Below are 14,610 nucleotides of genomic sequence, written 5' to 3' on the forward strand. Positions count from 1 at the left end.
CACCGCAGCCGCCGCGCCGTCCGTCAGACCGCCTCGCGCGCGAGCGCGCGCTGCGCGGCGGGCCGCTGCATTTCGCGCGCCGCATGCGCGCTCCATGCCCGATGCCGCGTCATGTCGAGCCCGATCGCGACGCCCCAGCGATACAGCACGAGCAGAAACGGATCGACGATCGAATGACCGCCCGGCTCGGCCCATGCGCGCCCGTCGGCCAGCAAGGCTTCGATCGACGCATTCGCCGCGTCGATCACGCCGCGCCCGTGCGCGCTGATCGCGCCGTGCAGCGCGGCATCGCCGGCGAAGCGGCCGGGCCGCCACAACGCGCCGTAACCGACGCCGTGCACCCAGCCGACCAGCCACGCAAGCCATTCGTGGCAGCGCGCCTCGCGCAGCGGATCGTCGAGCGGCAGCAGCTGCGCATCGGGGTGGCGGCGCGCGAGATAGGTGAGGATCGCCGGCGTTTCGGTCAGCACGCGCGGCTCGCCCGGAATCGCGAGCGCAGGCACGCGCGCCTTCGGGTTGATCGCGAGATAGCGCGCGCCGAGATTCTGCTGCTGCGCGACGGAGACGATCTCGGTGTCGAACGGCGCACCGGTTTCCTCGAGCGCGATGTGGGCGGCGAGCGAACACGCGCCCGGCGAAAGATAGAGGAGATAGGCGTTCATGATTGCGTTGTCCGTCGGACCTGTGGAACACGGAACCGAGTGTAGGAACGCACGAGCGCCTGCCGCAAACGATGAATTGTGGCGCGCGGGCATTAGTGCTACTAATACCCGCTTATGAAACGCATCCACCTTCCTCCGCTCCAGACGCTGCGAGCCTTCGAGAGCGCCGTCCGGCTGCAGAGCTTCACGCGCGCGGCCGATGCGCTGGCGCTCACGCAAGGCGCCGTGAGCCAGCATATCCGCGCGCTCGAGGCGCAGCTCGGCTATCCGCTGTTCACGCGCGAGCGCAACGGCGCGACGCCGACACACGCGGCCCATGCCCTCGCGCTGCAGGTCCGGCTCGGGCTCAGCGTGCTCGAACGCGCGTTCGAACCGACTCGCGCCGCACGCGGCCGGCCGCGCGCGCACGACGTCACGCTGAACGTCAGCGTGCTGCCGAGCGTCGCCGAGCGCTGGCTCGCGCCGCGCCTGCCGCGCTTCGCGGCCGCGCATCCGCACATCGCGATCGTGCTGCATCCGGACGCCACGCTCGCGCCGCTGCGCAAGCGCGACCGCATCGATGTCGCGCTGCGCTACGGCCCCGGCACGTGGCCGGGCGTCGTCGCCGAGAAGCTGATGAACGAGACGATCTTCCCGGTCGCCAGCCCTGCCTATCGCAATCGCGACGGCATCGCGCCGCGCACGCCGGCCGATCTCGCGCGCGCGACGCTGCTGCGTCATCCGGCGCAGCCCTGGGAGCCGTGGTTCCAGGCCGCCCGCCTCGATCTCGCCGAATCGGCGCGCGCGCCGCGCTTCACCGATGCGAACGCGCTGATCGATGCGGCGCTGAAAGGGCGCGGCGTCGCGCTCGCGCGCCGCTCGCTGATCCTCCCCGAGCTGGCGGCCGGCACGCTGGTGCGCGTGTCGACGGTGCGCGTGACCGACGTCTATGCGCACTACGTCGTGTGGCGGCCGGACCATCCGCACGAAGCGGCGATCCGCACGTGGCTCGACTGGCTGCGCAGCGAAGTGCGGCGCAGGACGCCGCGACGGTGACACGCCGATACGGTGACACGCCGACACGGTGACGCGCCGACACGCCGACACGCCGACACGCCGCGAAAGCCCGACACGCGAAAAGTTGCAGGTACGCCGGTCCGGTTGCCGCGCGAGATACGGCACAACATCCGCGCCGAAGTCGCGTGAACGCGCACATCTCGCACGCGCCCCGGCCGCGCTTCGGGAGAACGCAGCCGCGCGCGGCCAGCGCATCGCGCCGCCCACGCCCATCGCCCGCACTCACACGCTCGTCGCCTCCGCCAGCTTGTCGAGCGTGATCGGCAGGTCGCGCACGCGCACGCCCGTCGCGTGATAGACGGCGTTGGCGATCGCGGCCGGCACGCCGGTGATGCCGATCTCGCCGATGCCGCGAATGCCGAGTGAATTGAAGTGCGTATCGCGTTCGTCGACGAAGCTCACGTCGAGCTCGCCGATGTCCGCATTCACCGGCACGTGATACTCGGCGAGATTCGCGTTCGTGAAGCGGCCGTGCCGCACGTCGAGCCGCGAGCCTTCCTCGAGCGCGGTGCCGAGCCCCCACACGATGCCGCCGATCAGCTGGCTGCGCGCGGTCTTCGCGTTGAGCAGGCTGCCGACGCTGTACACGCCGACGATGCGCGGCACGCGGATCGTGCCGAGCGCCGCATCGACATGCACTTCCGCAAACACCGCGCCGAACGAATGAAACGCATAGCGCGCCTTCTCGTCGCCGGGCTTCGTCGTCGCCTGCGCGTCGATCGGCCGGCCGCCTGCGCGGGCGATCACCGCGGCGGCCGGATCGCGTCGCGACGGATCGGCACGCAGCATCACCCAGCCGCCGTCGACGGTCACGTCGTCGGGCGCGGCGCCGTGCAGCGGCGAGCCGGCGTCGGCGATCGCCATCGCGATCAGCTTCGCACGCGCCTGCAGCGCCGCCTCGCGCACGGCCGGCGCGACGCTCGCCGCCGACTGCGAGCCGCCCGACACCGGCGCGCGCGGCAGGCTCGAATCGCCGAGCTCGAAGCGCACGTTCTGCGGCGCGAAGCCGAGCGCGTCGGCCGCGACCTGCGTCATCACCGTATAGGTGCCGGTGCCGATGTCCTGCGTGCCCGACGCGACCGTCGCGGTGCCGTCGGGCAGGATGCGCGCGATCGCCGACGCCTCGCTGCGATTCGCCGGATACGTCGCGGTCGCCATGCCGAGGCCGATCAGCGTGTCGCCGTCGCGCATCGTGCGCGGCGCGTTCGTGCGGCGCGACCAGCCGAAGCGCTCCGCCCCGGCGCGATAGCACGCGCGCAGCGCCTTGCTCGACCATGGCTTGCCGTCCTGCGGATCGACTTCCGCGTAATTGGCGAGGCGCAGTGCGATCGGATCCATGCCGAGCCGCCATGCCAGTTCGTCCATCGCCGATTCGAGCGCGAACGAACCGGGCGTCTCGCCGGGCGCGCGCATGAAGGTCGGCGTGCCGACGTTCAGCGACACGATCCGGTGCGTGGTCGCCTGGTTCGGCACCGCGTACAGGATCCGGGACGGCATTCCGCACATCTCGGTCCAGTCCTCGAAGGTCGAGGTGGTGACGATCGAATCGTGGCGCATCGCCGTCAGCGTGCCGTCGCGGCGCGCGGCCAGCACCAGGTGCTGCTCGGTGCGAGGCCGGCCGCCGACCGGGCCGAACATCTGCGGGCGCGTCAGCGCGAGCCGCACCGGCCGACCGACCTGCTTCGCGGCCATCGCGCACAGCGACACGTGCGACCACGACGAACCCTTGCAGCCGAACCCGCCGCCAAGGAACGGCGAGATCACGCGCACGTTCTCCGGCGCGATGCCGAATACCGCGGCCACCGCCGTGCGCGCACCCGACACACCCTGCGTCGAATCGTGCAGCGTCAGCATCGGCCCGTCCCAGTGCGCCATCGTCGCGTGCAGCTCCAGCGGATTGTGATGCTGCATCGGCGTCGTGTACGTCGCATCGACGCGCACCGCGCCTTCGCGCAGCCCCGCATCGACATCGCCGCGCTGCGTGTCCATCGGCCGGCCCTGCTGGCCCGGCGGCACGCGCGCGCCGGCTTTCGCACGCGCGAAGTCGAGCGTCGCGTCGCTCGCGCGATAGCGGATCCGCAATGCGTCCGCGGCGGCGCTCGCCTGTTCGAGCGTCTCGGCAACGACCACCGCGACGGGCTCGTTGCTGTAGCGCACGACGTCGTCCTGCAGCAGCGTAAGCCGGCGTCCCGCCGGCGGCGACAGCGGCGGGCGGCCGCCGCCGGGCAGGCGCATCGCATTCTCGTGCGTCATCACGAGCAGCACGCCGGGCATCGCGCGTGCATGGCCCGCGTCGATCGACGCGATGCGGCCGCACGCGATCGTGCTCGTCACGAGCACCGCATGCGCGAGACGCGCACCGGGAAATTCGGCCGCATAGCGCGCACCGCCCGTCACCTTCAGCACGCCGTCGACACGGTCGAGCGGCTGGCCGGTCAGCGTATTCATGCGACACCTCCCTGTTGCGCCGCGGCCAGCTTCACCGCGCGCACGATCGCGCGTTGCGCGAGACCGACCTTGAACGCGTTGCCGTCGAGCGGGTGCGCATCGCGCAGCGCGAGCGCGGCCGCTTCGCGCAGCGTCGCATCGGTCGGCGGCCGGCCCGCGAGATGCTGCTCCGCCGCGCTCGCGCGCAGCGGCTTGTGCGCGACGCCGCCGAGCGCGATCCGCGCTTCCGCGATGCGCGCGCCGTCCATCCGCAACGCCGCCGCCACCGACACCAGCGCGAACGCATAGCTCGCGCGATCGCGCACCTTCAGGTAATGCGCGTGGTCAGCGAAGCCCGGCGCAGGCAGGTCCACCGCGGTGATCAACTCGCCCGCCTCGAGCGTCGTGTCGAGGTCGGGCCGCTCGCCGGGCAGCCGGTGAAACGACGCGAACGGAATCTGCCGCTCGCCGCGCGGGCCGCTCACGCGCACCACCGCATCGAGCGCCGCCAGCGCGACGCTCATGTCCGACGGATTCACGGCGACGCACTGCGCGCTCGCGCCGAGGATCGCGTGCATCCGGTTGTCGCCGCCGATCGCCGCGCAGCCGCTGCCCGGATCGCGCTTGTTGCATTGCGCGAACGCGCGATCGTAGAAGTACGGGCAGCGCGTGCGTTGCATCAGGTTGCCGCCGACGGTCGCCATGTTGCGCAGCTGCGCCGACGCGCCGGCCAGCAGCGCCTGCGACAGCAGCGGGTAGTCCGTGCGCACGCGCGCATGGTCGGCCGCATCGCTGTTGCGCACCAGCGCGCCGATGCGCAGCCCGCCGCCGGGCAGTGCATCGATCGTGTCGAGCCCCGCGATGCGCGTGATGTCGATCAGCGCGACCGGCCGCGCGACGCCGCCCTTCATCAGGTCGAGCAGGTTGGTGCCGCCGCCGATGAAGACCGCGCCCGGCCGCTGCGCCGCACGCACGGCGCCGGCCACGTCGCTCGCCCGTTCGTAGGAAATCGCTTCCATGCCGATGTCCTCCCGCACCTACGCTTTCGCCGCGTGCACGGCGCGCACGGCGGCGACGATGTTCGGATACGCGCCGCAGCGGCACAGATTGCCGCTCATGCGTTCGCGGATCTCGTCGTCGGAAAGCTGCACAGGGCGGCTGCGCACGTCGCCGGTGGCTGCGCTCGCCGCGCCCGCGGCAAACTCGTTGAGCATCGCCGTCGCCGAACAGAGCTGCCCGGGCGTGCAGTAGCCGCACTGGAACGCGTCGTGTTCGATGAAGGCCTGCTGCAGCGGGCTCAGCGCGCCGTCGCGCGCAAGGCCCTCGACGGTCGTGATGCGCTGGCCGTCGTGCATCACCGCAAGCGTCAGGCATGCGTTGATGCGCCGACCGTCGACCAGCACCGTGCACGCGCCGCACTGGCCGCGGTCGCAGCCCTTCTTCGTGCCCATCAGCCCCGCGTATTCGCGCAGCGCATCGAGCAGCGTGACGCGCGGTTCGAGCTGCAGCGTGTAGGTGCGTCCGTTGATGTCGAGGCGCACCGGCTGCGGCGGGATCGCCGCGCGATGCGGCGGCCCTGCGGCCGGCGCGGGTTGCGCCTGCGCCTGCAGGTGCGGCGCGGCGCCGACCGTCGCGGCCGCCGCCGCGGATTGCAGGAAGCGCCGGCGTGCGGCGCTCGACGGCGTCTCGACCGGCTTCGACGCAGGGCCGCAAGGCCCGGGCCCGCTCGACGATGCGCTCGCGCCGCACGCCGATTCGGATGAGACAGGTATGGATCGATCGCTGGACATGGGTTCTGCTCGCTCCATGATTGAGGGATGCAGAGGGATCGGCCGCGCACCGTTCGACCGCGCGCGGGCGCTGCATGCTCGTCCGCATGCACACCCTTGCGCATAGCAATTCCGGTGCCGCGCCGATGCGCGCGCAAGCGCGCGCCACTCCATGAAACTGCGCGCAACATGCGGGAAAGTAAAGCGTGCGACCTGGCTTTTCTGCATGATGGCGCGACGATGTCGCACGGCTGGCGCGCAACTGACCGCGGCCTGTCGAAGCGGCAAGAAACACGGCGCGGTGCGCCCCCCGGTAAATGCGTCCGGCCCGCGCGGCGCGCCGGGAAATATTGCCGCGCGCGCCACGCTCGCAGCCGCGAAAGCATGGAGTCAGGATTCCGAAAGCATACGTCGATCACACGCGCGTCGCGCACGATTCACCGAAACGTCGCATCGCGCCGGCATACTCGAAATCGTTCCCGATTCACTCGCCCGGAGAAAATTCATGCGTCGCGTTGCCTTCGTCGTCGTTCTTTGTGCCGCCGCCTTCGTCGCCGCATGCAGCGACGACGCGCCGCACGACGCGCACGCGACCGACGCCTCGCAGCAATCCGGCGGATCGGCCGGCCCCGCGAACGCGTTCAACAGCGAACCGTCGTCCGCGAATGCCGCCGCGTCGGATGCCGCGCCGCTCGCGCCGCCGGTCGTCCACTATCCGCCCGACGACGACGACGATGCGAAGCCCGCCGCAGACGCATCTGCGTCGAGCGCCGCCGCGTCGGGCGCCGCCGCGTCGCCGTCGCACTGATTCCGCCGTTCCCGTCCCCGCTCGCAGAACCGAGGTGAATAACATGACGTCATCCAGCCGCCGCCGTTTCCTGCATACCGTCGCACAATCCGCGGGCGCCGCGGTCGCGCTCAACGCGTTTCCCGAATCGATCCGCCGCGCGCTCGCGATTCCGGTCGCGCGCGGCACCGGCACGATCCGCGACGTCGAACATATCGTCGTGTTCATGCAGGAAAACCGCTCGTTCGATCATTACTTCGGACACCTGCGCGGTGTGCGCGGCTACAACGACCGCTTCCCGATCGCGCTGCCGAACGGCAAGCCGGTGTGGTACCAGCCGTCGAAGGCCGACCCGTCGAAGCCGGTGCTGCCGTTCCGGCTCGACACGAAGACCACCAGCGCGCAATGCCTCGGCGCGCTCGACCATTCGTGGGCGCTGACGCACGCGGCGATCGACGGCGGCCGCTACGACCAGTGGCCGGCGAACAAGACCGACATGACGATGGGCTATCACGTGCGCGAGGACATCCCGTTCCACTACGCGCTCGCCGATGCCTTCACCGTCTGCGACCAGTACTTCTGCTCGCTGCCGGGCCCGACGCATCCGAACCGCGCATACCTGATGACCGGCACGATCGATCCGACCGGCAAGTTCGGCGGCCCGCTGCTCGACAACGCCGACTACGTCGACGGCGACCTGCCGCCCGCGTACCAGCTGCTGTCGTGGCAGACCTTCCCCGAGCGGCTCGAGGCGCGCGGCATCTCGTGGCAGATCTACCAGCAGGGCCTGACCTGGGCCGACCCGTACAACGGCAACTACGGCACGAACATCCTGCAGAACTTCGCGAACTTCATCAATGCGAAGCCGGGCTCGTCGCTGTACCAGCGCGCGCAGACGGTGCGCACGCTCGACAACCTGAAGGACGACGTGATCAACGACCGGCTGCCGCAGGTGTCGTGGCTGCTGCCGCCGGCCGCGTTCTCCGAGCATCCGAAGTACACGCCCGCGTATGGCGCGAACTACACGTCGCAGATCCTCGACGCGCTCACCGCGAACCCGGACGTCTGGCGCAAGACCGTGCTGTTCATCATGTACGACGAGAACGACGGCTTCTTCGACCATATCGTGCCGCCGCAGCCGCCGACCTCGGCCGCGCAGGGCGCCTCGACCGTGACGACCGACGGCGAGCTGCATACGGTCGTGAACCCCGGCCGCGGCGGCAGCTATACGGCCGACGGGCTGCCGTACGGCCTCGGGCCGCGCGTGCCGATGACGGTCGTGTCGCCGTGGACCAAGGGCGGCTTCGTGTGCTCGCAGGTGTTCGACCACACGTCGGTGATCCGCTTCATCGGCGAGCGCTTCGGCGTCGACGAGCCGAACATCACGCCGTGGCGCCGCACGGTCTGCGGCGACCTGACCGCCGCATTCGACTTCCGCTCGTCCGACGCGAGCTTCCCGCCGCTGCCCGACACGAGCCAGTACCGCACCATCGCGGACCAGCAGTGCACGTCGCAGCCCGCGCCGACCGTGCCGGCGACGCCGTCGCCGATCGATCCGCAGGAACCGGGCGTGCGGCCTGCACGCGCGCTGCCGTACGAACTGCACGTGAATGCGAGCCTGATCGGCGCGAACAAGCTGCGCATCGAGTTCGCGAACCGCGGCATCCAGGGCGCGCACTTCAACGTGTATGCGGCGAACCGCACCGATGGCCCGTGGCGCTACACGGTCGGCGCGCGCCGCGTGCTGCATGCGGATTTCGACGTGACCGTGACGAACGGCGCGTATGCGTTCTCGGTGTACGGGCCGAACGGCTTCGTGCGGATGTTCTCGGGCGACGTGTCGGATTCGACCGCGCGCCGCCGCAACCAGGCGCAGCCCGAAGTGAAGGCCGGCTACGACATCGCGAACGGCAACCTGTACCTGAAGCTGCGCAATCACGGCACGGGCCACGTGACGCTGACGCTGACCGACAACGCGTACGGCGCGCCGACGCGCCAGGTCACGCTGCACGGCGGCGACGAGCACGTCGAGCAATGGGCGCTCGCGTCGAGCCACCACTGGTACGACGTGACGGTGAGCGACGGCGCGAACGGCACCTTCTCGCGCCGCTTCGCGGGCCACGTCGAGAACGGCCGGCCGAGCTACTCGGATCCGGCGGCCGTGCAGCCCGTGTCCGCGTCCTGAGCGCGAACGCGCGCGTGGTGCGGCGCAGGCCGCGCCGCGCGACGGTCGGACTCAGACCGCGTGCGCGAGTGCGCGGTCGATCAGTTCGGCCTCGAAGCCGTCGTCCGCCTCGCGAAAGCGCAGCGGTGCCGCGCAGTGCACGAGCGTATCGACGAAGTACTTCGCGCGCGGCCACGGCCCGAAGCCGGCCGCGGTATTGATGTGTCCCGCGTCGCCGAGATTGACGAACGCGCTGCCGAGCCGTTGCGCGAGCGTGCGCGCATCGGCGAGCGGCATCCACGGATCGGTCTCGCTGCCGATCACGATCGACGGCACCGCAAGCCGGCGCGCGTCGAACGGCCCCGCAAACGTGAATTTGTGCGGGCTCGCGGGCGCGACGAGCAGCACGCCCGCGACATCGGCCGCCTGCGGCCACTGCGCAAGCGCATGGGCGGCCGCGAGGCAGCCGAAGCTGTGCGCGGCGAGCACGAACGGGCCGCGCTCGCGTTCGAGCAGCGCGCGCACCGATTGCGCCCAGCGCGCGAGATCCGGCGCGTCCCAGTCGTACTGCTCGACGCGCAGCGAGCGCGGGAACTGCCGCTCGAGCCAGGTCTGCCAGTGAGCGCCCTCGCTGCCGTGCAGGCCCGGAACGGTCACGAGCCGCGGCGGCCACGCCGATTTGCTGCATGCGCGCATGATTGCCCTCGCTTGCTTGAAGACGGGTTTCGATTGTGGCGCGCCGCGCGCCGCGGCCGAACCAATATTTTGTGCTTTGCTTGTGCGCGGGGCCGGCCAGCCGGAGCCGACCGGCCGGCCGGAACAACGCGCAACACGCCGCGACACCGTAGAATGTGGGCTTCCCGCCAGCCATGCATGGAGCCGGACCGGGCGCCCGCGCGCCCGCCCCGGCTGTCAGGAGACACCCGATGTCCGCTACGCCTTCCGGCGCGCTGCGCCCGTTCCATCTCGCCTTTCCCGTGTCGAGCCTCGCCGATGCGCGCGCGTTCTACGGCGGCCTGCTCGGCTGCCCCGAGGGCCGCAGCTCGGATCACTGGGTCGACTTCGATTTCTTCGGCCATCAGCTCGTCGCGCATCTCGCGCCGCACGAAACGGGCGCGAGCGCGGTCAACCCGGTCGACGGCGACGACGTGCCGGTGCGCCACTTCGGCGTCGTGCTGTCGATGGACGAATGGCACGCGCTCGCCGAAAAGCTCCAGGCCGCGCACACGCGCTTCGTGATCGAGCCGCATATCCGCTTCAAGGGCGAGGTCGGCGAGCAGGCGACGATGTTCTTCCTCGATCCGTGCGGCAACGCGCTGGAATTCAAGGCGTTCGCCGACATCGGCCAGCTGTTCGCGAAATGAGCGCATGAAGATCCTGTTCCATTCCCCGCATCAGGAAGCCGCCGCATGGCGCGACGAACTCGCGCGGGCGCTGCCGGAGGCCGAACTGCGCGCGTGGCAGCCGGGCGACACGGCCCCGGCCGACTACGCGCTCGTGTGGCGCGCGCCGCGCGAGTTCTTCGCGCCGCGCGACGGCCTGCGCGCGATCTTCAATCTCGGCGCGGGCGTCGATGCGCTGCTCGCGCTCGACCACGCGCATCCGGGCACGCTGCCGCGTCACGTGCCGCTCGTGCGGCTCGAGGATTCGGGCATGGCGCAGCAGATGATCGAATACGTGACGCACGCGGTGCTGCGCTACCTGCGCCGGTTCGACGAATACGAGGCGCTGCAGCGCGCGCGCCGCTGGCAGGCGCTCGAACCGCATCCGCGGGCGAGCTTCACCGTCGCGGTGCTCGGCCTCGGCGTGCTCGGCGCGCAGGTCGCACGCGCGCTCGCCGCGCTCGGCCTGCCCGTGCGCGGCTACAGCCGCAGCCCGAAGCAGCTCGACGGCATCGAGACGTTCGCGGGCGAGCACGCGTTCGACGCATGCATCGACGGCGCGAAGGTGCTCGTCAACCTGCTGCCGAGCACGCCCGACACCGACGGCATCCTGTGCGCGCGCACCTTCGCGCGGCTCGCGCCGGGCGCCTATCTGGTCAACGTCGCGCGCGGCGCGCATCTGGTCGACGCCGACCTGCTCGACGCGCTCGCAAGCGGCCGGATCGCCGCGGCGACGCTCGACGTGTTCCATCGCGAGCCGCTGCCCGCCGATCATCCGTTCTGGGCCGCGCCGCGCATCACGATCACGCCGCACAGCTCGGCCGAGACGCTGCGCGCGGAAGCGGTCGAGCAGATCGCGGGCAAGATCCGCGCGTTCGAGCGCGGCGAGCCGGTCGGCGGCATCGTCGACTACGCGCGCGGCTACTGAATTCGCCCATACAGCAAACAGGAGACAACCATGAGCTTCCCCACCGCCGTCAAGATCGTCGAAGTCGGCCCGCGCGACGGGCTGCAGAACGAAAAGACCTTCGTGCCGACCGACGTGAAGATCGCGCTCGTCGACAAGCTGTCGCGCGCGGGCTTTCGCAACATCGAGGCCGCATCGTTCGTGTCGCCGAAATGGGTGCCGCAGATGGCCGACGGCGCGGACGTGATGGCCGGCATCGAGCGCCGCGCGGGCACCGTCTACTCGGTGCTCACGCCGAACCTGAAGGGCTTCGAGAATGCGCTCGCCGCACGCGCGGACGAGGTCGTGATCTTCGGCGCGGCGAGCGAAGCGTTCTCGCAGCGCAACATCAACTGCAGCATCGCCGAGAGCATCGCGCGCTTCGAGCCGGTCGCGAAGGCCGCGAAGGATGCGGGCCTGCGGCTGCGCGGCAGCGTGTCGTGCGCGCTCGGCTGCCCGTACCAGGGCGAGGTGCCGGTCGCGTCGGTCGTCGACGTCGTCGAACGCTTCGCGGCGCTCGGCTGCGACGAGATCGACATCGCCGACACGATCGGCGTCGGCACGCCGAAGCGCACGCGCGAAGTGCTCGCGGCGGTCACGCGCGTGTTCCCGCGCGAGCGCCTGTCGGGCCACTTCCACGACACCTACGGCCAGGCGCTCGCGAACATCTACGCGGCGCTGTTCGAAGGCATCGAGATCTTCCACGCATCGGTCGCGGGCCTCGGCGGCTGCCCGTATGCGAAGGGCGCGACCGGCAACGTCGCGACGGAAGACGTGCTGTACCTGATGCAGGGCCTCGGCATCGACACCGGCATCGATCTCGCGCAGGTGGTCGCGGCCGGCGACTTCATCTCGAACGCGATCGGCCGCGCGAACGTGTCGCGCGCCGGTCGCGCGCTGCTCGCCAAGGCGCAGAACGCGGCCGACGCCGCGAACTGCGTCTGACCCGATATCCGACGGATTCCTGAACATGACGACACCCGCTTCATTCGACACCCTTCCCGATTCCGCGCGCCGCGTCGCGCTGCTGCTGCGCGAGCGCGGCCATTCGAAAGACATCGTGATGCTCGCCGAAACGGGCAAGACCTCGGCCGAAGCCGCGGCCGGCCTCGGCTGCTCGGTCGCGCAGATCGCCAAATCGATCCTGTTTCGCCGGCAGTCGGACGGTGCGCCGGTGCTGGTCGTCGCGAGCGGCGTGAACCGCGTGGACGAGAAGAAGGTCGCCGCGCAGGTCGGCGAAGTCGGCCGCGCCGACGCGAAGTTCGTGCGCGACAACACCGGCTACGCGATCGGCGGCGTCTGCCCGATCGGCCATCTCGTCGAGCCCGTCACGCTGATCGACGCCGACCTGCTCGCGCTCGACAGCCTGTGGGCCGCCGCCGGCCATCCGCATGCGGTGTTCAACCTGTCGCCGCAGGAACTCGTCACGCTGACGGGCGCGCCGGTTGCGGATGTCGCGCTGCGGGACCCGGCATGAGCGACGTGGCGGTGCCGGTCGGCGTGGTGGGTTCGCCCTGCACCGACGTATGCCGGATCGATCCGCGCACCGACTGGTGCGCGGGTTGCCTGCGTACGCGCGACGAGATTCGCGCATGGCGCAGCTGCGACGACGACGCGCGACGCGTGGTGCTCGCGCGGCTCGATGCGCGGCGGCGCCTGCTCGCGCGCAGCGGCGAATAAAAAAAGCCGTTCGGCCTGTCGGGCGAACGGCATCGAGATCGGAATCCTGTGAACGTGATCAACGTCACAGCCGGCATGATACGAGCGACGCCGCCGGCTCGCATCGGGTGTTTCCCTACAACTTCTTACAGTGTCTTTCGAGCGTGCGCGCGGCCGTCCGGACGGCCCTCGCGCGGCGACGGCAGCGCGTAGCGGCAGGCCGGATCGCCCGTCCGTTTCAGCCGCCGACCGCCGCGCGGCGCGCGGGCACGATGCGCCAGCCGAGGTTCACGCCGGCTGCCGCCAGCAGGATCAGCAGCGCGCCGAACACCTGCGTCCACGCGAGCGTCTGCCCGAACGCGAAGTGATCGACGGCGATCGCGACGACCGGATAGACGAACGACAGCGCGCCCGTCATCGCGGTCGGCAGCTTCTGGATCGCGCCGTACAGCAGCACGTACATCACGCCGGTGTTCACGACGCCGAGCGCGACGAGGTCGAGCCACTGGCCGGCTGTCGCGGGCAGCGTGTCGAAGTGCGCGAACGGCGCGAGCATCACGATGCCGATGCCGGCCTGCAGCAGCGCGAGCAGATGCGGCGGCGTGCCCTTCAGATGCTTGGTGACGATCGACGACAGCGCGTACAGGAAGGCCGCGCCGAGCGACAGCGCGACGCCTTCGAGATATTCGCCGGGCACCGCGAGCACGGCCGGCTCGACGCGCACCACGCAGACGAGCCCGACGAACGCGATGCCGAGCCACGCGAGCGTCGACGCGGTGATCCGTTCGCGGAACACGAGCGCGCCGAGCGCGATCAGCATGAACGGCTGCGTGTTGTACACGGCCGTCGCCATCGAGATCGACGCGCGCGAATAGGCCGCGAACAGCAACAGCCAGTTCGCGACGATCGCGATGCTGCCGAGCGTCGCGAGCAGCAGCATGCGCGGCGAGAACAGCCGGCGGCGCAGGAAGCCGAGCGCCGCGCAGACGATCGCGAGCGTCGCCGCGCCGAACAGGCAGCGGAAGAACACGACGTTCGTCAGCGGTTGCTGCGACGACATCACGAGCCAGCCGATCGTGCCGGACATCATCATCGCGACGACCATCTCGGCGGCGCCGCGGCGGATTTCGTTCGAGGCCATCATGGACTCCTGGAAAAGAGCGGGGATGACTTCGATTCTAGGAACTTGCTTTCGGCAAAACCACGACTAGACTGAAGTGAATCGACCGATTTACCTTCGAAAGCAAAGCGATCATGCCGAAACGCCTTTCCCCTCCCGCCGTCGCATCGCTCGATGCGACCGACCGCGCGATCCTCGCGGCGCTCGCCGACGACGCGCGCATCGCGACCAGCGAGCTCGCGCGGCAGATCGGTCTGTCGGCGCCCGCGACGGCCGACCGCGTGCGGCGGCTCGAGGCGCAGGGCGTGATCGCCGGCTTCACCGTCGATCTCGACCCGCGCGCGCTCGGCTACACGCTGCAGGCGATCGTCCGCGTGAAGCCGCTGCCGGGCCAGCTCCATCTCGTCGAGGACGTGCTGCGGCGGATTCCCGAATTCGTCGAATGCGACAAGGTGACGGGCGACGACTGCTTCATCTGCCGGCTCTACCTGCGCACGATCGAGCACCTCGACGACATCCTGTCGAAGGTGACCGAGCGGGCGGAAACGAGCACCGCGATCGTGAAGTCGACGCCGGTGCCGCGCCGGCTGCCGCCGCTCGCCGAAGACGACACGGCGCGCCGCTAGGCGCCGCGCCGG

15 protein-coding genes are annotated in these 14,610 nt (G+C 70.5%); 9 read left to right on the top strand and 6 right to left on the bottom strand.

The window, feature by feature from the left end; translation table 11 throughout:
* Positions 1–23: 23 nt before the first annotated feature.
* Positions 24–662 (bottom strand): glutathione S-transferase family protein, encoded by a 639-nt coding sequence (locus WS57_RS33610; protein WP_059600995.1) that lies wholly within the window; start codon positions 660–662, stop codon positions 24–26.
* Positions 663–776: 114 nt separating this feature from the next.
* On the opposite strand from WS57_RS33610, the gene WS57_RS33615 reads away from it, so the two are divergent.
* Positions 777–1,697, top strand: coding sequence for a LysR substrate-binding domain-containing protein (locus WS57_RS33615; RefSeq protein ID WP_040128372.1), 921 nt, complete (start codon positions 777–779; stop codon positions 1,695–1,697).
* A 243-nt stretch (positions 1,698–1,940) separates the two neighbouring features.
* Here WS57_RS33615 and WS57_RS33620 read toward each other — a convergent pair whose 3' ends face one another.
* The 3 genes from WS57_RS33620 to WS57_RS33630 are packed head-to-tail and all read right to left on the bottom strand — an operon-like array spanning position 1,941 to position 5,935.
* Positions 1,941–4,166, bottom strand: coding sequence for a xanthine dehydrogenase family protein molybdopterin-binding subunit (locus tag WS57_RS33620; RefSeq protein ID WP_059600992.1), 2,226 nt, complete (start codon positions 4,164–4,166; stop codon positions 1,941–1,943).
* The gene (locus tag WS57_RS33625) at positions 4,163–5,164 is read right to left on the bottom strand and encodes an FAD binding domain-containing protein (protein WP_069245380.1); all 1,002 of its coding nucleotides are present in this window, start codon (positions 5,162–5,164) and stop codon (positions 4,163–4,165) included. Before WS57_RS33625 ends, WS57_RS33620 begins: the two co-directional genes overlap by 4 nt.
* 18 nt (positions 5,165–5,182) lie before the next feature.
* A complete protein-coding gene (locus WS57_RS33630; protein WP_069245381.1) occupies positions 5,183–5,935 on the bottom strand; it encodes a (2Fe-2S)-binding protein in 753 nt (250 codons plus the stop codon).
* A 484-nt stretch (positions 5,936–6,419) separates the two neighbouring features.
* Here WS57_RS33630 and WS57_RS38310 point away from each other — a divergent pair, with 484 nt between their 5' ends.
* Both WS57_RS38310 and WS57_RS33640 read left to right on the top strand, forming a co-directional pair.
* Positions 6,420–6,722 carry a hypothetical protein gene (locus WS57_RS38310; protein WP_069245382.1) on the top strand — a complete coding sequence of 101 codons (303 nt, stop codon included), beginning with the start codon at positions 6,420–6,422 and terminating at the stop codon, positions 6,720–6,722.
* Between the two features lie 43 nt (positions 6,723–6,765).
* Complete coding sequence (locus tag WS57_RS33640) at positions 6,766–8,886, top strand: phosphocholine-specific phospholipase C (protein ID WP_059518533.1); 2,121 nt, start codon at positions 6,766–6,768, stop codon at positions 8,884–8,886.
* Positions 8,887–8,937: 51 nt separating this feature from the next.
* Here WS57_RS33640 and WS57_RS33645 read toward each other — a convergent pair whose 3' ends face one another.
* Positions 8,938–9,561 (bottom strand): RBBP9/YdeN family alpha/beta hydrolase, encoded by a 624-nt coding sequence (locus WS57_RS33645; protein ID WP_059518531.1) that lies wholly within the window; start codon positions 9,559–9,561, stop codon positions 8,938–8,940.
* Positions 9,562–9,791: 230 nt separating this feature from the next.
* Between WS57_RS33645 and WS57_RS33650 the strand changes: the two genes are divergently transcribed.
* Genes WS57_RS33650 through WS57_RS33670 form a run of 5 tightly spaced genes read left to right on the top strand, consistent with a single transcriptional unit; the run spans position 9,792 to position 12,873 of the window.
* Positions 9,792–10,229 (top strand): VOC family protein, encoded by a 438-nt coding sequence (locus tag WS57_RS33650; RefSeq protein WP_009691311.1) that lies wholly within the window; start codon positions 9,792–9,794, stop codon positions 10,227–10,229.
* 4 nt (positions 10,230–10,233) lie between these two features.
* A complete protein-coding gene (locus tag WS57_RS33655) occupies positions 10,234–11,175 on the top strand; it encodes a 2-hydroxyacid dehydrogenase (RefSeq protein ID WP_040128381.1) in 942 nt (313 codons plus the stop codon).
* A gap of 30 nt (positions 11,176–11,205) precedes the next feature.
* Entirely contained in the window at positions 11,206–12,138 is a 933-nt protein-coding gene (locus tag WS57_RS33660; protein ID WP_009692379.1) for a hydroxymethylglutaryl-CoA lyase, read from the top strand.
* Between the two features lie 25 nt (positions 12,139–12,163).
* Complete coding sequence (locus WS57_RS33665) at positions 12,164–12,670, top strand: YbaK/EbsC family protein (protein WP_009692378.1); 507 nt, start codon at positions 12,164–12,166, stop codon at positions 12,668–12,670.
* Positions 12,667–12,873 (top strand): DUF1289 domain-containing protein, encoded by a 207-nt coding sequence (locus tag WS57_RS33670; RefSeq protein WP_009692377.1) that lies wholly within the window; start codon positions 12,667–12,669, stop codon positions 12,871–12,873. The genes WS57_RS33665 and WS57_RS33670 overlap by 4 nt, the downstream gene beginning before the upstream one ends.
* A 217-nt stretch (positions 12,874–13,090) precedes the next feature.
* Here WS57_RS33670 and WS57_RS33675 read toward each other — a convergent pair whose 3' ends face one another.
* On the bottom strand, positions 13,091–13,993 hold the full coding sequence (locus WS57_RS33675; RefSeq protein ID WP_069245383.1) for a DMT family transporter: 903 nt from the start codon (positions 13,991–13,993) through the stop codon (positions 13,091–13,093).
* 113 nt (positions 13,994–14,106) lie between these two features.
* Between WS57_RS33675 and WS57_RS33680 the strand changes: the two genes are divergently transcribed.
* The gene (locus tag WS57_RS33680; protein WP_009692375.1) at positions 14,107–14,598 is read left to right on the top strand and encodes an Lrp/AsnC family transcriptional regulator; all 492 of its coding nucleotides are present in this window, start codon (positions 14,107–14,109) and stop codon (positions 14,596–14,598) included.
* The last annotated feature ends 12 nt before the right edge of the window (positions 14,599–14,610 follow it).

This window comes from Burkholderia pseudomultivorans, assembly GCF_001718415.1.
Lineage (GTDB): Bacteria > Pseudomonadota > Gammaproteobacteria > Burkholderiales > Burkholderiaceae > Burkholderia > Burkholderia pseudomultivorans_A.